The sequence below is a fragment of the Acinetobacter sp. P37 genome, from assembly GCF_057480965.1.
Map to the genome: position 1 here is coordinate 11,888 of NZ_JBLIYY010000001.1, position 16,867 is coordinate 28,754.

The following is a 16,867-nucleotide window of genomic DNA, read 5'->3' on the forward strand; positions in this document are numbered from 1 at the left end:
TTAGTTCACTCAAGGCACACATTTAAATCCAGTTTTAAATGTGTGTGAAGTTTTAAATCGTTTCTTATGGTAATAAACCAATGCCTTGAAGTCCTGCATTTTCAGCAAAACTAAACATCAAGTTCATATTTTGTACGGCTTGACCTGCTGCACCTTTCACCAAGTTGTCTTGAGCAACCAAAATCACTAATTTTTTCGGCTGAGGTTTGCAAATCGCAATACGTAATTGGTTCGCACCACGCACAGTACGTGTTTCAGGTGAGCTACCTGCAGGCATAACATCTACAAACTGCTCATTGGCATAGAACTGTTCATATATGCTTTGTAAATCCGCAGAAGCACCTGCGTCTGTCAAATCAATATAGATAGTGCTGAGCATGCCACGAATCATTGGTACCAAATGCGGTACGAATAAAATTTCGTTAAACACACCTTTTTGACCTGAAATATTTTCTAAAGCTTCTACAATTTCAGGATGATGACGGTGACCTGCAACTCCATATGCCTTAAAGTTATCTGCATTTTCAGAATAGATCATACCTAGGCTGGCTTTACGACCTGCACCAGACACACCTGATTTTGCATCAATAATAATGCTTTCAGGTTTCACTAATCCTTCAGCTTTTAATACTGGTGCTAAACCGAGCTGAACAGTTGTTGGGTAACAACCTGGGTTACCAATCACTGAAGCCTTTTGAATTTTTTCACGGTTTAATTCAGACAAACCATAAACTGACTCTTTTAATAGCTCTGGACATGCATGGTCTAGGCCATACCATTTCTCAAATTGAGCTAAGTCTTGCAAGCGGAAGTCAGCAGCAAGGTCAATCACTTTAGTATTTGCAGCAACTAACTCTTCTGCGTGTTTCATTGCTACACCGTGAGGCGTAGCAAAGAATATAACGTCACATTGTTTTAGTTCTTCAATATTTAGATCTGAATAGCAAAGGTCTGTATGTCCACGCAAACTTGGGAACATATCATCCACACGGCGGCCATTTTCAGTACGCGAAGTTAAAACTTTCACTTCCGCATTTGGGTGTCGCAGTAAAATACGCAGTAATTCAACACCTGTGTAACCTGTACCGCCGACAATACCTACTGAAATCACGCTCTTTACCTCTATTCAAAGTATCCATTTGATGACTGCGTAGTATGACAGGAAGTTTAGGATTTCTGAACTGTTTTACTAGGGTTTATTGCAATACAGATATTTTTTATCAGGTTAAGAGAAAACATATTTTCAGAAAGAACTAAACTTACGTTGGATGAAAGGTGCAACTGCCCTGTTTGTAGCAACTATTACTGTTTCAAACTAATTTCTACAGGTATTTTCTGTCCTTTTCTTAAAATTTCAAACTTTACCGTGTTTCCTCTTAAATAGTTTGAACTTTCAACAAATGCACTGACATCATTAATATTTTCATCATTCATTTTTAAAATGATATCTTGCGACATTATCATATTTTCAGCAGGAGAACCCAGCTTAACCACTTTAGCGATAACACCTGATTGAATACTATTATAAATTTTATCCCTTTGGGATAATTCAGTAGGATAAATACCTGTTATTGAATTAAATTTGTAAAAATAAACGACATTTAACTGATCACTTAAAGATTGGTATCGGGCTGGTCTGCTTTCTATCGTGCCTACCGGTATATTATTTAAATTATTGACATCATATTTCCCCCCTATCACCACCAGAAATTCTTGCAGCCTCTGGCTGATGCATACGGGTATCATAAACAACCTTACTGCCTAAAGATTCACTACTAAAAACCGCAATAGCTGAGCCATGAAGTAAAGCTTTTTGTCGAATATCCCTCATACTTCTACTATAGGAATAATCAATTAATTTTTCAGTAGATATAGGCACATATCCTTCTTCTAGCATTTCAAGTGTCTTTTCTTCTAAATCATCTACTTTATAAATCTTTGGATTCAACCTTTGTACATTTTTCCCGCTGTAATCCTCAGCACAAACAAAATTAAAGCTACAAACCAATATCAAAGCACCACAAGATCCTAATAGCTTCATCACTCTCATTGCTCTCTTTTATATTTAATTTTCTCTTTAAACTAAATATATAAATAAAAAATCCTGATATATTCAATCATTATTAGATAAAAGAAACTTTTTGTTTAAAAACAAGCACAACACATAAGTTTCTAGATTTCAACCTTCAAATATTCCACCACCAAGGCATTGCCGTCATTTTTAGTATTTTTCGATGCTGCTGAAAATTTATATCATGCTTTTGCACTTCAGCCCAAAAATTTAGACTATGATCAAAGTGCTTAGTATGCGCTAACTCATGTACAGCCACATAACGCGTGATTTCCAACGGAAAAAGTACCAGCCCACTATTCAACATAATGTCATGCTTTGCAGAACAGCTGCCCCAGCGAGTTTTGGGCTGACGAATTGAGCAATCACCATATTTCAAGCCTGTTTCACTGCTCACTTGCTTTAAATAAATTGGTAAATACTCTTTGGCATAAGCAATCACAAAGCTTTTTAAATATTGCTCAGGCTGCCGAACACTGATGAAAAGCTGATGCTTTTCTTCATCTAAGATGAATGAGTTTTTTTGTACTTTATAAACAATGCTTAGAGGCTGCTCTAAATTGAATAGTTTTAATTCTACTGGTAGCGTTTTATCAATCTGCCCTGTTTTTTCCTGCTGCTTCTGCCATGTCTCAATCATCCATTGTTCCGATTGTTTAAGAAAATCTTGAACTTGGCGCTGTGTACAAAACTGGGGAACCGTTAATTTAATTTGAGTTGGTTCTACACGCAGCCTTAAGCGTGTGGCACGTAATTTTCGGGTGATTTGAATTTCAGGAAGGTTTGGGATCATATTTTTTATTAATTTTAAATCCTCCCTAACCCTCCTTTTACAAAGGAGGGAAAATCACCTAAATAAATTCAGGTGAAAAGTCCCCCTTTATCAAAGGGGGATTTAGGGGGATTTTATAAAACTCGTTAAACAGCAGTACGCTCTTCAATACCGTTATCGGTCGCAACAACAGCAATATCCGCTTTGTTTAATGCAAAGATACCGTTACACACTACACCTGGAATGTCATTCAAAGTCTTTTCAAGTTCCAATGCATTTAGGATATTTAAGTTGTGTACGTCTAAAATTACATTACCGTTATCTGTTACTACGCCTTCACGGTACACAGGATCGCCGCCTAAAGAAACGATTTTACGTGCCACAGCAGAACGTGCCATTGGAATCACTTCTACAGGAAGCGGAAATTCACGTGCCAACTGATCAACCCATTTAGAATCATCTACGATACAAACGAATTTTTTCGCAATAGACGCCACGATTTTTTCACGAGTCAACGCTGCGCCGCCGCCTTTAATCATGTGCATATGACGGTCGATTTCATCCGCGCCATCTACATAGGCATCTAAACCTCCAACGTGGTTCATATCAACCACTTCAATGCCTAATTTTTTCAAACGTTGTGCAGTTGCTTCAGAACTTGCAACAGCAGCTTCGAGTTGAAGCTCTGGCAATAATTCGATGAGGAAGTTCACAGTACTTCCTGTACCAACACCCAAAATACCGCCCTTTGGCAAATGCTTTAACGCAGCTTTTGCGGCAGCTTGTTTCTTTTCATCTTGGGTTGCATACAGACTCATAACTTGGCTCAACTATTTTTTGACATTAGACGCTGATTTTTCAGCCCAAATGTACAGGGGTTTGTTACAATAAACCCCTATTTTAAACTGTTAGATGGAAAATTAACATGCTGTCTCGTTTGGTTCGACAAATATTACAGGCAACGGTCTATGACGTTGCAATCGAAACCCCACTCGAAGCAGCGCCACGAATTAGTGAAAAACTAAACAATAACATTCGCTTTAAGCGCGAAGATTTACAACCTGTCTTTTCTTTCAAGCTACGCGGTGCCTACAACCGTATTAGTCAATTACCGAAATCTCAGTTGGAACGTGGCGTTATTACTGCTTCTGCAGGTAACCATGCTCAAGGCGTGGCTTTATCTGGTAAAAAGTTAGGTATCCGCGCCATTATTGTTATGCCTAAAACCACACCAGACATTAAAGTACAAGCGGTTAAACGCTTAGGCGGTGAAGTAGTTCTGCATGGTGATTCTTTTGACGTAGCCAATAAATATGCAATCCAATGTGCAAAAGATGAAGGTATGACCTTTATTCCACCTTATGACGACGAACTCGTTATGGCCGGTCAAGGAACCATTGCCAACGAAATTTTGCGTCAATGGCGTGATGTAGACTATGTATTTGTTGCTGTTGGCGGTGGCGGTCTAATTGCCGGTGTAGCTGCTTATCTTGGTGATGTGGCACCGCATGTTAAAGTCATTCCTGTTGAATATGACGAATCAGCATGTTTAAAAGCAGCCTTTGAAGCTAATGAACGTGTCATTCTTCCATCTGTAGGTTTATTTGCCGACGGTACAGCAGTTGCACAAATTGGTGAAAAACCATTTGAAGTGATTCAGCTACAAAAATCAGATAACTCAGGCCCAATTGTTGAGCGTGAAGTTGTACTGGTAAATACAGATGAAATCTGTGCAGCCATTAAGGATACCTTTGATGAATGCCGTAGCATTGTTGAACCATCTGGTGCAATGGCGCTTGCAGGTATCAAGAAGTATGTTGCAGAGCATGGTCTAGAAGGCAAAAATATGGTGTCGATTGTATGCGGCGCCAATATGAACTTTGACCGTCTGCGCTACATTGCGGAACGTACTGAACTGGGTGAACGCAAAGAAGCGATCTTTGCTGTGACAATTCCAGAAGAAAAAGGTTCATTCCTCCAATTCTGCCGCGCGCTACAAGGCCGTAACATCACTGAGTTTAACTACCGCGCAAGCAACTCAAGTGCCGCTCAAGTATTTGTGGGTATCAGTCTCAAAAATGGCGAAAAAGAACGTCAGGAAATTTTTGAAACCTTAAAATTCCAATACGATGTAGACGATCTTTCTGATGATGAGGTGGCTAAACTGCATATCCGTTATTTAATTGGCGGTCATGCCGATATTGAAAATGAACGCCTATTCCGCGTGGAATTCCCTGAACGTCCGGGCGCACTACTGACTTTCTTAGAACGTCTTGGACCTACACATAACATCACCCTATTCCACTACCGTAACCACGGTGCTGCGGAAGGTCGTGTATTGGTGGGTATGGAAGCAACAGATGCGAAACAAAACCCAGATGGTTTAATTGAAACATTGGAAAATATTACCTATCCATATGTTGAGATTACCAATAACCTCGGTTATCAACGTTTCTTGAAATAAATAGGACTTCTATAAAAGAGCTGGAATCTAGATTCCAGCTTTTTTATTTGCATCAATTCTTTTCTACATCAAAATGAATATATTCATCAATTTAATTCATCAACGCCGTCATTGTTGTTAAATTCACCATACCCTATAATCCATTGAAAATAAAACAAAATGGATAATTAAAATTGAATATTTATGCCTTATTTATGATCGCCATTGTGGGTTTAGGTGGATATTTTTATGCATATCCGGCTTATCAACTTAAGCAAGAGGAAGATAAGATTCGTCAAAGTATGAAACAAATTCCAAATCAGTCACGTACGCAAAATCTAGAAAATATTTACGGCTATACCGCGCAGGCTGAAATGTTGAATCAATATCCAAATTACATTGTATATATTCGCTTTGATGAGCTAAGTGATCAAACCGCTCCCGAATCTGTTCAAGCCATTATCCGTGAATTTTCATGCGATGGCTTAAACCGTTTAAAGAACAATTCCGAGCTCGTTCGTAAAGCTACCCTAAATGTCATTAAAGAAGATCAGCATCAATTTCAATACATTCTAAAAAACAAATTAGGTTATGAAATTTTTAAATACCAACAAGTTATGGATAATTGTCCCAATATTGCTGAACTTTATGCCTATCAAAACACTGAAGAAATTAAAAATTAGAGCTTTTCTATTTAGATGGATTATGTAAATTTTCATAGCCGCTCTAGGCTGAACAAGCTAACATCAACATATTCAATAACTTTAGAATAATTTAGGAATACGGCATGGCTCAATTCGCTGTGATTGGCTTAGGAAGTTTTGGCGCAACTGTAGCCACTGAACTCATGGGTTTAAAACACGATGTCATTGGAATCGATAGCAACAAAAAGTTTGTTGAAAGTATTTCGGACCAACTGACCCATGCAGTGATTGCTGATGCAACAGATGAGCACGTTTTACAAGAACTCAATATTCAAAATTGTGAAGCAGTCGTAGTCGCAATTGGTGAAGATATTGAAGCCAGCATCTTATGTGTGCTCCATCTTAAAAACATGGGGATCAACAAAATTTGGGCCAAAGCCAAGTCCAAAGCGCATCACATGATTTTAACCCATTTAGGCATCAGCAAAATCATCCATCCTGAAGAAGATATGGGCGTCCGTGTTGCGCAGTCACTGAGTTATCCGATGGTGAGTCGCTACATGGTGCTCGAAGATGATCATTATTTGGTGAAAGTTGAAATTAAAGAATCACAACAAGGCACGCGTTTAAATCAAATTATGGATCATGTCCCAGAAGTGAAGACGATTTTGCATAAACGTGGCACCGAGCTTCAATATAGTTTAGATCCGAACCTGATTTTACAAACAGGCGATATTTTAGTGGTTGAAGGTTTACTCGAACATTTACGTCGACTGGCTAAACACTTTAAAGCAACTTTGTAATCAGCGTCGAGTTCCTTTTGCACATAATCACGCAAGATGACAGTAAAAAAACATGAAACTTCACAATAAACAGCGTAATACCATTAATCTCAGCCCACCCAGTATTTTGGCATTGGGTTTTCTTGGGCTAATTATCATTGGCACCTTGCTGTTAAAACTCCCTTATTCACATCATGGTGATTTAAGTTGGATCAATGCCCTCTTTACAGCGACCTCAGCCGTGACCATTACAGGACTTTCAGTTGTGAATGTCGGCGAAGCCTATACGGTGTTTGGTAAAGTCGTGATTATGGGGTTACTACAATGCGGTGGTCTCGGTTTTATGACCTTTGCGATATTGGCCGCTATGAGTTTGTCCCCTAAAATTGGGCTAAAACAACAAATTATGGCTCAAGAAACCATTGGACAAACCAGCCTTGCCAAAGTGACCATGACTATTAAAGGCGTACTGCTGTATTCGCTATTTTTTGAAATGGTGGGAACGGTTATTTTGACCATCGCTTGGATGCAAGAATACAATTTTAACCAGGCCCTGTTCTATGCTGCCTTTTATAGTGTTTCAGCATTTAATAATGGTGGATTTTCATTATTTCCCAATAGTTTAATGAGCTTTGCTGACCGTTATTTCATTACGTTTACCATCAGTATGCTTTACATCATTGGGGGTATTGGCTTTTTGGTACTGATGGACATTAAGCGCAATAAAAGTTGGAAAAAACTCAGTACCAATAGCAAGTTGATTTTATCGACTATTGCGGGTTTAAATGTCTTTGCCTTCATCACCATATGGTTATTAGAAGCCAATAATGCTGCGACCTTAGCCACGATGTCACTTGGTGACCAAGCCCTCAACGCGTGGTTCCATGCAACTGTTCCGCGCTCTTCGGGTTTTAACAGCTTACCTATGGAAAGCATGAGCGATGCATCATCACTCGTAACGATGTTACTTATGTTTATTGGTGGTGGTTCTCTCAGTACGGCCGGTGGCATTAAAGTTGGAACGTTTATTATTGTTGTGCTCAGTGTTGTCAGTTTTTTAAGACGTGAAGACGAACTGCGTGTGTTTAACCATTCTGTTTCTGAAAAAACGACCTTTAAAGCATTAGCGGTAATTTTCATTACAGTAACGTTGATTTTCATTGGCTTTTTCAGTCTATTGCTTCTCGAACCTGATAAACGCTTTTTAGATTTGCTGTTCGAAGCGGTATCCGCTGCTTGCACCGTTGGTCTATCTCGTGGCATCACCAGTGACTTACAACCCGCCAGTTTAGTCGCCCTGATGTTGTTGATGTTCGCAGGCCGACTTGGCCCCTTAACACTGGCTTATCTGATTGCCACACCGAAGAAGAGTCGCTTAAAACACCCACCTTCTGAGATTCAGATTGGTTGATTTGTACATTTTCTCACAGTTAAAAAAAACCACGCCTTAGCGTGGTTTTTTTTAAATTCGAATCTTTAGAACCAATTCATTAATGACACACCAACACCGACATAGGTTGCCCGATGGTTATAGTCAATCAGGCTTTCACCATAGCCATCAAACAATTGAACTGTGCCACGCAATTTACCATTGATTGGGAAAGTCCAATCGAACTGCACAGCACCATGTGAATCATCACCACCTTTCAATGAATGACGTAACATCAAACTAAAGTCATGATCTTTATGACGATAAAATGCTGTTAAATCCCCACGTCCCACATAATCGGTAATATCTGGGTTGTTATCATCTTTAGTATCTTCTTCAAAACGATACCAAGGTCTTAACATCAGTGCAAAATTGTCACGTTCAAATCCAAGATTTAACATGACACGGTTCCAACTCCGCGATAAGGGATCAGAACGTCCATTAGACTGATGGTTAAAAGTTAAGCCCAGCATACGCCAGTTCAAACCCAAGAGTTCATAGTTGGTACGAAAAACCAGACTGGCTTCAGGCTCATAGTTGGTTTCACGGAATGGTCGTGATTCGTCTTCATTGTAGACTTGCCAACGAGAAGACTGGGTATAGCCCAACCAGATATCGCCATTATCACCAAATAAGTTTTCAACAGCTTTGGTTTTTAATGACAATTGGAACTTGGCTTCCATCGATTTCAGGTTTTGTTCCTGATCGGCTTGTACCGTGTTGTTTTCATTCGGGCTTGATGGACGTTCATTTTTATCTGAAGTCCAGTATCCCGGCATTAAATACACAGGTTGATAGCCGCGAATATTCCATGTTCCCAATTTACTTTCTGGAGACAGTTCCCAACGACTATCCAATAATGAAAGATTTGGATTGAGGTTCGGTGCTTCTACAGCAAATAAACGGTCCGTAAACGCATGACTGACTTTTTCTTTCAAAGTCAGCTTCTCTGTCGGTTCAGGCTTAATTTCTTGTGCGGCTTGACGCTCAGAGACCAACATTTCCTTTTCAGCAGGTTGCACTTTAAACAAAGCGTCATAACACGATAATCGCTCTGCATTTGACTCAAGTGCCACACATGCTTCTGCGGTTGCAGGCTTAGCAGCCACATCCGCATTTTGTGCATTTACAGTACTGACATACATTGAACTGAGCGCAATGAGGCTCAGTTGCAATGTCGTACGCTCAAGAGATTTGAACGCCATAAAAACCCCTTTTTTGTTTTAATTCACTTGTTTTATTTCGAAACCAAGCTCAACCAAAGCATCTCGCTTAGCCACCGGTGCAACCACAGCTTTTGTCGGTTGTTGTTCAACCAAATACGCCACAGCAACACGTTTTAGATCTTCCAAAGTCACATTCAAAAGACGTTCACGTAACATTTGACGGAAAGCTGGAGTGCGTTTATGCAATAAAGCATAACAAGCTGTAATAGCTTCACCCGCTGGTGATCCCGGTTTATCCATGCTAGCAATTAGACCCAAAATCGCTTCTTCTAGCTGATGCGGTTGTTGTTCAGCATTCAGTAGCCACTGCACACTTGCGTCAAAATCTTTAAACGTTTCAGCTAAACGTGGGTCACGGTAGCTATAGAAACGGAATGAACATGCATTACCGTCATAGCTTGCTCCGCCACCATAAGCACCACCTTTTTCACGAATCGCGCTATGCAAGAAGCCATTACGCAAATAAGCCGCCAAAATCATTAAAGGTGCTGCATCAGGATGCGACACTTCCACCGCAGGATATGCTGAAGCGCAGAACTGAACATTGGCTTGAATGAGCCAAGCTTCGTCATTGTTGCTATCTGCAAAATTCACTTGAGTTAAAGCATGTGGGTTATCATCAATCGCCACTTTATCCCAAATGGTTTGAACTTCTTCAACCAATCGGTCTGAATGATGCTCCTCACACACCACCAAGAATTGTTTTGGTGCTTTAAGCAAACGGTTGTGAATTAACTTAAGCTCATCAATCAAGGCATTATAAGCCGTGTCGTCTTGCTCAATTTTGCTGACAAGTTCTGACAGCCAGTTCAGCGCGCCTAGGCCTGTATTATGATAATCACGTAGCGCCAATGCACTATGTTGACGACCTGCAATTTGCATTGCATAACTATGACCAGAACCAGATACACGTGACTGCCAACGTGCTTTACGTTGTTGCAATAACTCTACGATACGATTTTTTTCATCAAAACGTAGCTGTTCAAAAGCCAATTTCAATAAGCGAATGGCTTCAAGATTATTCACCAATGATTTAGTGGTCAACGTTAGCCAAGCACTAATTTGACCTTTATCATCCACTTTTGAACGCAGCGATGCACCCATACCTAAACCGCCACTCACAGCTGTTTGCAACTGTTGTAGCTCTAAGTAGTCGTATTCACCTGCACCAACTTCACCCATCAAAATCGATAAGAGATTGAAATACGGCGATTGCACCACTTCATCAGGAATCTGAATCAAAACTTGTTGGTAGTAGAGACCATTGGTGCCTGCGTGGTAAAGATTTAACGGCGTATCTAATCCATTACTGATAATTTCACGTAATTGACCTTGTACAATCTGTAACTGCGCAGGAACATCTTCTAAACCTACTTTAGGCAAGAGATTCAAATCATCCGGCGTATCTTGACGAATGTTCAATGCTTCAGTCTGCGCAATAATCTCTGCTTTTTGCGCTTCAGTTAAGTTCGCATCTATTTCTTTTAAACGTGCTTTTTCTGCTGCCGCTTCCAAAGCATTTTTTTCAGCATCTGGAACCAAAGTTAATTGCACACGATGTTGATTATCAAGCAAGTAGGTTTTGATTAAGTTAGATAACCACATTGGGTCTTTCAACTCTTCCTTCACTTGTTCAATGGCCGTATCCACATCCCAAACATCTACAGGGTCTGAATGGTGAATCGCACTGCTTAAACCATTCAGAATTAAGCTTAGGCCATAGGGTGTACCATCACCATTGATTTCACGCTGATGCAATTCAATCTGATGTAAAATCGCCTCAACTAAAGCTGGATCAACAGGCTTAGCCGCAACGTCTTCTAATACTTTAAACACGCCATTTTTAAATTGTTCTGCATGCTCAGGGTTGGAACCTTGAATTGCACAGTAGAACGTCATTTCATAGTTTGAGTCATCTACGCCCATGAATGGACCAGTAGACTGTGCATAACCACAGGTTTCTAAGTAATGACGTAATGGCGAAGCAGAATCTTCAAGCAATACCCCCTCAACCAAACGCATACCTAAACGTAATTTAATATTACTTGCTTCAGGCAATAACCAAGAAAGCACATGATATGTTTTGTCTTTGAGGTCTTCAGCATCAACTGCATACGTTTCAGTTACAGTTACAGGCGCAGTTAAGCGGCGCTCAGGTTTTGAATATAGCGTTTGACCTTTTTCAAATTTTGACAAAGCAAGCGTTTCAAACTGTTCTTGTAAATTATATGCAGGCTCATTACCAAAGGTCATGAACACGGCATTACTTGGGTGATAATGTGATTTGTAGAAACTTACTAACTCTTCATAGCTTAAGTCAGGAATGTCTTTAGGATCACCGCCTGAGTTGTAATGATAAGTTGTTTCTGGGAATAAATGATGGGCAAGTTGGTGATACAACTGATCTGAAGGTGAACTCATTGCACCTTTCATTTCATTAAATACCACGCCTTTATATACAGCTTCGCCATTTTCTAGCTCAATACGAATCCCTTCTTGCGCAAAATCAAGCGGGTTCAAATTCGCAGCAAAAGCAGCATCCATATAAACTTCTAACAAGTTTTGGAAATCTTTTTTATTTTGCGTTGCAAATGGATAAGCCGTCCAATCCGCTGCGGTAAACGCATTCATGAACGTATTGAGTGAACGGCGAATCATTAAAAAGAATGGGTCACGTACAGGGAACTTTTCTGAGCCACACAGTGCCGTATGCTCAAGAATATGCGCCTCACCTTTTGAATCCATCGGCTGTGTACGGAAGGCAACTAAAAATACGTTTTCGTCATGGTTTGTGGCTAAGTGATAATGCACTGCACCAGTCACTTTGTGTTTATATTCAGACACTAAAATGTCTAAAGCTTCAACATGATGTTGACGAATCAACTGAAACGCGGGATGTACAGTTTGAGAAATGGTTTCAGTGACATCTACAGTCATGTGTGCTCCTAATCTATTCATTTAAATTAGGCAAAGTATACCTTAAAAAATCACAACTAGATTCACCGAAACAACATTTCCAACTGTTTTAATCAACTTGAACTTTAATTTTAAAAATCACTTGTTTTCGCACTAAAACATTTAGACAGATTTTATGGATTGCCTATCATTTCGTGTTGACCAATAGACGCAAATCACAATCGCCAATAACAATACAAAAGAAGCCATAAAGCGACTTAGATCCAATCCACCTGAACTGATGGGCTTATCTAAAAAATCGCCGACAACTGCGCCCAATGGACGTGTCAAAACAAAAGTAGCCCAAAATAAAATCGTCTTTGAGACCCGACTAAAAAAATACAACAACGCCATCAATACGATTAGACCACCAAATAGCCATATACCACCGCTATAGCCTAATCCTGCACTATCGGAAGTCCAGTCCCCCAAAGCTGTACCTAGCGTTTGAGAAAATGTAATCGTCAACCAATAAAAGATCTGTGTTCGCGGCAAATTCACCACGCTTGGATTGATCGAGCCTTCGACTCGATACCAACTAAAAAGCGATACGAGCACCAAACTCAGTAACAGCAAACTACCCCCCAAGTAGCCAATCCCTAAAGAACGATCTACAAAATCCGCTAAAGTCGTACCGACCGTAGTACTAGCAATAATCGTGGCCCAATATAAATAAGGTTTATAGGCTTTGGACTGTATTTGAAAATACAGCAGACTGATAAATATGCCTGCGAAAATAAAGGTACTGAGTAAATAGCCCAAATTTAAGGACATGGACAGTGCATCACCACTGGTTTCACCAAAGGTGGTCGCAAAAATTTTGGTCAACCAAAACAGCGCGGTAATCTGGGGGACTTTTTTAACGTAGTCTTGTAGTTCATGCACTTGCATATGCATATGCATTACTCTATGCAGTTATTTTGATGCTTATATCTTCGATAACTGAAATGAATTTTTGCTTAAAATTTTGCTTAAAATAACGCACTCTTTTTTAGAATTACCAAATAAAAAAAGCACCCGATATCGAATGCTTCATTAACTACATTTACTGTCTATTTGTGGATTTAAAACTAAACTAGATATTTAAAATAATTATAATTTGGATGACTTTCAACATAGACATAATTCTGCTTTTGATAGAATTTTGCAGCATTTTTAAGTTCTGTATTTAAGCACAGTGCAGAAAAATGCTTTTTCGCACCCTTTTCCAATTCCACCAATAGCTGCTTACCCACGCCATGCTGACGGTACTGCGGATGCACATAGAAACGGCGAACTCGACCAATCCGTTCTTCTACACCAGTATCACCCCATTGCTGATTTAAACCGCCACAAGCAATCAATTTATCGCCATCATAAGCAAGCAATAATTGCTCACCCGTTTGGTCAAAACGATTTTTACCACTTTGATATTCTTCAATTAAACGGTGTATAAATGTATAGCCTTCATGCTGCGCCAAAGCAGCAATATTTTCGATTTGAGCAGGAAGTTGCTCTGCTGGACGAATCGTAATTTCCATATATTCACACTTTTAATCTGTTATCTATTTATGATGACCAAATCATCTTGATTCAGTCTGAACACCCTATAGCTCTATAAAAGTAAAATTTTTCGATTTGCACAATAGCAAAGCTGATTAAAACGGCAACTAATTCAAAAAAAATGTAAAAATATAATGGATTTGCCCGATTTTTATACACACTTGTCCTTTAATTGAATTTTCTTCAACAAACTACAGCAATCCTGAGCATTCGTGTAAACTTAGCACTTTCATTTTTTTGATGTGAACATACAACATGGCAACTGTTGACCTTTTTGCAATTGGTAATGCACTTATTGACCAAGAATTTAAAGTCTCTGACGAATTCCTAATTCAACACAATCTGCAAAAAGGTACGATGCAACTGACAGATGGCGATACTCAAGCAGCCCTTTATAACAATCTAAAAGCCACTCAAGATTATAAAGGTCAAGCTTCTGGTGGTTCTGCAGCAAATACAACGGTTGCTTTTAGTGCTTTAGGCGGAACTGCATTTTATGGTTGTCGTGTCGGCAATGATGACTTAGGTCAAATTTACCTAAATGGTTTAAACGACGCTGGCATCCAAACTGCAACTCAATCAATCAGTGAAGGTGTAACTGGCACATGTATGGTATTGGTCAGCCCTGATTCTGAACGTACGATGCATACTTACCTCGGTATTACTGCGGAATTGACTGATAGCCAAATTGATTTTGGCAGCTTAAATACTGCGAAATGGCTATATATCGAAGGTTATCTTTCAACATCAGATAGCGCGCGTCTTGCGGTAAAACAAGCACGTCAAATCGCCAAAGCCAATGGTGTACAAATTGCATTGACCTTATCTGATCCAGCAATGGTGCAATATGCGCGTCAAGGTCTAGATGATTTACTCGATGATGGCGTGGACTTATTGTTCTGTAATGAACAAGAAGCGCTGATGTACACAGAAACAGATCAATTAGATGCTGCACTTGCTAAATTGCAATCACTAAGCAAACATATTGTCATTACATTAAGTGCCAAAGGTGCCTTAATTCATAATGAAGCAGCTACATTTACCGTGCCAGGTCGTAAAGTTACCGCAGTAGATACCAATGGTGCTGGTGATGCATTTGCTGGTGCTTTCCTGTATGCACTGAATGCAGGTCATGACTATCAAACGGCTGCTGAACTTGCCATCTTGATTTCAAGTGAAGTTGTGGCTCAGTTTGGTCCACGCCTAGCAGTTGAAGACTATGCTCAGCTTTTACAATCATTTCAAAAGGAATGTGCTTAATGTTTAAAATTTGCATGACGGATGATGTGCCTGAACGTGAAGCACGATCATTCGAAACGCCTGAAGGTGAAACGATTTTTATCACCCAACGTGATGGCATGTTTTACGCTTATCAAAATAACTGCCCACACTTGCACGTGGAACTTGAGTTTCTAGAAAATCAGTTTCTAGATCGTGACCAAGAATTTATTGAGTGCTCAACACATGGCGCCCTGTTTATGGTCGAATCTGGGGAATGTATTTCTGGCCCATGCCAAGGTCAAGCCCTTGAAAAAGTGAATATTAACGTGCATTCTGATGGTGGAATCTACCTCACAGAAGAATAAACACTGGAATACAACCATGTCCGCATTTTTAACAGACTATAACTTAATTCCCTTTCATTTAAGTTTATTGGCCGTACTGTTATTGGGCATGGTTGAAACCATTGGCTATTACATCAATATTAGTCCTAGCCAAGTTTTAAAGAAAATCGCCCCACAGCGTATACAAGAATTGGCATTATTGAATGTCAAATTTTCCAAAGCCCTTATTTTGTTCTTCTTACTGATGAATTTTAGCTTTGCAGGCTATGTACTTCAGTTCTGTATCCATGCCAAAGACGGTCAATTCGTTCCTGCTTATTATCTCATTCTACCTGCGTTGATTATTGCCATATTCTTTACGGTATTTATGATTCATTGTTTGGATCAAGTCGTTCCGCCCAAATATAAAAAGCAAACGGTTAACTTGCTTGGCCGCCTTGCAACAATTTCGAGTGGTAGTGCCCGTCCCGGCTTTTCCGCTCAAGCTCGTGTGCGTGATGAGTTTGGTCAACTACATTATGTGCAAGTTGAACCAGAGTTTGGTGAGTTAGAGTTTCAGTCGAAAATCATTTTGATTCGTCAAAAAAAATCACACTATATTGGCAAAAAAATCAGTGTGTCGAACCGTTTATTTAATCCATCCTAGTGACAATCTTAGTGACACATTGTTATCATTTTTCAAATCATAAAAAAGCCAGTGTTCATTGGCTTGTATTCAATCAAATACCATCAAACGATATTGTGATTAACGCTTAAGAAAACCTGAAACCAAATTCATCACTTGTTGAATATCAGCATTCGCTTCTTGCTGATTGGTTTGTCCAGCTTGTGGCGTCAATGAGTCAATAATTTGCGGCAATACTGTTGAAATTGCACTGTACACATCTTGTTTCTGAGTTTGAGTTTCTTGTGCAACTTGCTCCACTTCGGCATCATCAAATAAATTTTGTACTTGTTGATTATTCACAGCGGCATTATCGCCAGGGCCTGTAGATACCCAATCATCAACCTGACTGCTCAAGCCCTGTCCACGTAATTTATCCAAAGCACCTTGTAGGCCACCTTGTTTTTGAATCCAAGCCAGCACCAGAGGTAACACTGCTACTAAAATGGTTGATGCATTACCACCGCTACTACGTTGCTGCGGCTGCGCTGCACCACCCAGTTGGCCCAACACAGAGCCTAAAATTCCACCTAAACCACCTGCTTGGTTTTGAGCATTAGTTTGGGTATTTTGAGTGCCTGCATTTGCGCCCAATTGACCCAGCACCGAACCTAAAATACCACCCAGACCACCTTGTTGATTTTGATTGTTTGCACCACCAAGGGCCTGCTTTGCTAAAATCTCAACAATATTATTTAAATTTGTCATTTTATTTTTCCCAGTGAAACCTAGATAAATTCATTACAGCATACGTGGGAAAACACAGATTTGTCA

Annotated in this window: 17 protein-coding genes; 7 read left to right on the top strand and 10 right to left on the bottom strand. The window is 39.7% G+C overall.

The window, feature by feature from the left end; genetic code table 11:
• Positions 1-64: 64 nt before the first annotated feature.
• From argC to rpiA, 5 genes are all read right to left on the bottom strand, one after another.
• The gene (gene argC, locus AC25JC_RS00070; RefSeq protein ID WP_180115736.1) at positions 65-1,111 is read right to left on the bottom strand and encodes an N-acetyl-gamma-glutamyl-phosphate reductase; all 1,047 of its coding nucleotides are present in this window, start codon (positions 1,109-1,111) and stop codon (positions 65-67) included.
• Between the two features lie 191 nt (positions 1,112-1,302).
• Positions 1,303-1,701: a PDZ domain-containing protein gene (locus AC25JC_RS00075; RefSeq protein WP_486923223.1), complete on the bottom strand. Its 399-nt coding sequence runs from the start codon at positions 1,699-1,701 to the stop codon at positions 1,303-1,305.
• Positions 1,682-2,041, bottom strand: coding sequence for a hypothetical protein (locus tag AC25JC_RS00080; RefSeq protein ID WP_486923224.1), 360 nt, complete (start codon positions 2,039-2,041; stop codon positions 1,682-1,684). The genes AC25JC_RS00075 and AC25JC_RS00080 overlap by 20 nt, the downstream gene beginning before the upstream one ends.
• A 145-nt stretch (positions 2,042-2,186) precedes the next feature.
• On the bottom strand, positions 2,187-2,864 hold the full coding sequence (locus AC25JC_RS00085; RefSeq protein WP_180115738.1) for a YgjP family zinc-dependent metalloprotease: 678 nt from the start codon (positions 2,862-2,864) through the stop codon (positions 2,187-2,189).
• A gap of 125 nt (positions 2,865-2,989) precedes the next feature.
• Positions 2,990-3,661 (bottom strand): ribose-5-phosphate isomerase RpiA, encoded by a 672-nt coding sequence (gene rpiA / locus AC25JC_RS00090; protein WP_078188646.1) that lies wholly within the window; start codon positions 3,659-3,661, stop codon positions 2,990-2,992.
• Positions 3,662-3,768: 107 nt separating this feature from the next.
• On the opposite strand from rpiA, the gene ilvA reads away from it, so the two are divergent.
• The 4 genes from ilvA to AC25JC_RS00110 all read left to right on the top strand — a co-directional run bounded on the left by ilvA (position 3,769) and on the right by AC25JC_RS00110 (position 8,123).
• Entirely contained in the window at positions 3,769-5,307 is a 1,539-nt protein-coding gene (gene ilvA / locus AC25JC_RS00095) for a threonine ammonia-lyase, biosynthetic (RefSeq protein WP_180023764.1), read from the top strand.
• A 173-nt stretch (positions 5,308-5,480) separates the two neighbouring features.
• Positions 5,481-5,969 (top strand): hypothetical protein, encoded by a 489-nt coding sequence (locus tag AC25JC_RS00100; RefSeq protein ID WP_180115739.1) that lies wholly within the window; start codon positions 5,481-5,483, stop codon positions 5,967-5,969.
• A gap of 104 nt (positions 5,970-6,073) precedes the next feature.
• Positions 6,074-6,733 (top strand): potassium channel family protein, encoded by a 660-nt coding sequence (locus AC25JC_RS00105; protein ID WP_078188649.1) that lies wholly within the window; start codon positions 6,074-6,076, stop codon positions 6,731-6,733.
• A 52-nt stretch (positions 6,734-6,785) separates the two neighbouring features.
• Positions 6,786-8,123 carry a TrkH family potassium uptake protein gene (locus tag AC25JC_RS00110; protein WP_168378596.1) on the top strand — a complete coding sequence of 446 codons (1,338 nt, stop codon included), beginning with the start codon at positions 6,786-6,788 and terminating at the stop codon, positions 8,121-8,123.
• Positions 8,124-8,188: 65 nt separating this feature from the next.
• On the opposite strand, the gene AC25JC_RS00115 is transcribed toward AC25JC_RS00110, so the two are convergent.
• The 4 genes from AC25JC_RS00115 to AC25JC_RS00130 form a co-directional block, all read right to left on the bottom strand.
• A complete protein-coding gene (locus AC25JC_RS00115; RefSeq protein ID WP_180034824.1) occupies positions 8,189-9,346 on the bottom strand; it encodes a phospholipase A in 1,158 nt (385 codons plus the stop codon).
• 18 nt (positions 9,347-9,364) lie between these two features.
• Positions 9,365-12,304 (bottom strand): insulinase family protein, encoded by a 2,940-nt coding sequence (locus AC25JC_RS00120; RefSeq protein WP_180022829.1) that lies wholly within the window; start codon positions 12,302-12,304, stop codon positions 9,365-9,367.
• Between the two features lie 141 nt (positions 12,305-12,445).
• Positions 12,446-13,219, bottom strand: coding sequence for a COG4705 family protein (locus AC25JC_RS00125; protein ID WP_180165942.1), 774 nt, complete (start codon positions 13,217-13,219; stop codon positions 12,446-12,448).
• Positions 13,220-13,392: 173 nt separating this feature from the next.
• Complete coding sequence (locus AC25JC_RS00130; RefSeq protein WP_078188654.1) at positions 13,393-13,842, bottom strand: GNAT family N-acetyltransferase; 450 nt, start codon at positions 13,840-13,842, stop codon at positions 13,393-13,395.
• Positions 13,843-14,119: 277 nt separating this feature from the next.
• Here AC25JC_RS00130 and AC25JC_RS00135 point away from each other — a divergent pair, with 277 nt between their 5' ends.
• From AC25JC_RS00135 to AC25JC_RS00145, 3 genes are read left to right on the top strand one after another with little or no spacing between them, the layout of a single operon-like run.
• Positions 14,120-15,124 (top strand): adenosine kinase, encoded by a 1,005-nt coding sequence (locus tag AC25JC_RS00135; protein ID WP_486923225.1) that lies wholly within the window; start codon positions 14,120-14,122, stop codon positions 15,122-15,124.
• Positions 15,124-15,450 (top strand): Rieske (2Fe-2S) protein, encoded by a 327-nt coding sequence (locus AC25JC_RS00140; RefSeq protein ID WP_078188656.1) that lies wholly within the window; start codon positions 15,124-15,126, stop codon positions 15,448-15,450. Before AC25JC_RS00135 ends, AC25JC_RS00140 begins: the two co-directional genes overlap by 1 nt.
• 16 nt (positions 15,451-15,466) lie before the next feature.
• Positions 15,467-16,075 (top strand): OB-fold-containig protein, encoded by a 609-nt coding sequence (locus tag AC25JC_RS00145; protein WP_486923226.1) that lies wholly within the window; start codon positions 15,467-15,469, stop codon positions 16,073-16,075.
• Positions 16,076-16,174: 99 nt separating this feature from the next.
• Here the strand turns inward: AC25JC_RS00145 and AC25JC_RS00150 are convergent, their stop codons facing one another.
• The gene (locus tag AC25JC_RS00150) at positions 16,175-16,801 is read right to left on the bottom strand and encodes a YidB family protein (RefSeq protein WP_180114242.1); all 627 of its coding nucleotides are present in this window, start codon (positions 16,799-16,801) and stop codon (positions 16,175-16,177) included.
• Positions 16,802-16,867 lie beyond the last annotated feature (66 nt).

Bases quoted from the DNA above. Each gene is read 5' to 3' on its own strand.
- AC25JC_RS00080 (WP_486923224.1), bottom strand. From the start codon at position 2,041: ATGAAGCTATTAGGATCTTGTGGTGCTTTGATATTGGTTTGTAGCTTT.
- AC25JC_RS00085 (WP_180115738.1), bottom strand. From the start codon at position 2,864: ATGATCCCAAACCTTCCTGAAATTCAAATCACCCGAAAATTACGTGCC.
- rpiA (WP_078188646.1), bottom strand. From the start codon at position 3,661: ATGAGTCTGTATGCAACCCAAGATGAAAAGAAACAAGCTGCCGCAAAA.
- ilvA (WP_180023764.1), top strand. From the start codon at position 3,769: ATGCTGTCTCGTTTGGTTCGACAAATATTACAGGCAACGGTCTATGAC.
- AC25JC_RS00105 (WP_078188649.1), top strand. From the start codon at position 6,074: ATGGCTCAATTCGCTGTGATTGGCTTAGGAAGTTTTGGCGCAACTGTA.
- AC25JC_RS00110 (WP_168378596.1), top strand. From the start codon at position 6,786: ATGAAACTTCACAATAAACAGCGTAATACCATTAATCTCAGCCCACCC.
- AC25JC_RS00115 (WP_180034824.1), bottom strand. From the start codon at position 9,346: ATGGCGTTCAAATCTCTTGAGCGTACGACATTGCAACTGAGCCTCATT.
- AC25JC_RS00120 (WP_180022829.1), bottom strand. From the start codon at position 12,304: ATGACTGTAGATGTCACTGAAACCATTTCTCAAACTGTACATCCCGCG.
- AC25JC_RS00125 (WP_180165942.1), bottom strand. From the start codon at position 13,219: ATGCATATGCAAGTGCATGAACTACAAGACTACGTTAAAAAAGTCCCC.
- AC25JC_RS00130 (WP_078188654.1), bottom strand. From the start codon at position 13,842: ATGGAAATTACGATTCGTCCAGCAGAGCAACTTCCTGCTCAAATCGAA.
- AC25JC_RS00135 (WP_486923225.1), top strand. From the start codon at position 14,120: ATGGCAACTGTTGACCTTTTTGCAATTGGTAATGCACTTATTGACCAA.
- AC25JC_RS00140 (WP_078188656.1), top strand. From the start codon at position 15,124: ATGTTTAAAATTTGCATGACGGATGATGTGCCTGAACGTGAAGCACGA.
- AC25JC_RS00145 (WP_486923226.1), top strand. From the start codon at position 15,467: ATGTCCGCATTTTTAACAGACTATAACTTAATTCCCTTTCATTTAAGT.
- AC25JC_RS00150 (WP_180114242.1), bottom strand. From the start codon at position 16,801: ATGACAAATTTAAATAATATTGTTGAGATTTTAGCAAAGCAGGCCCTT.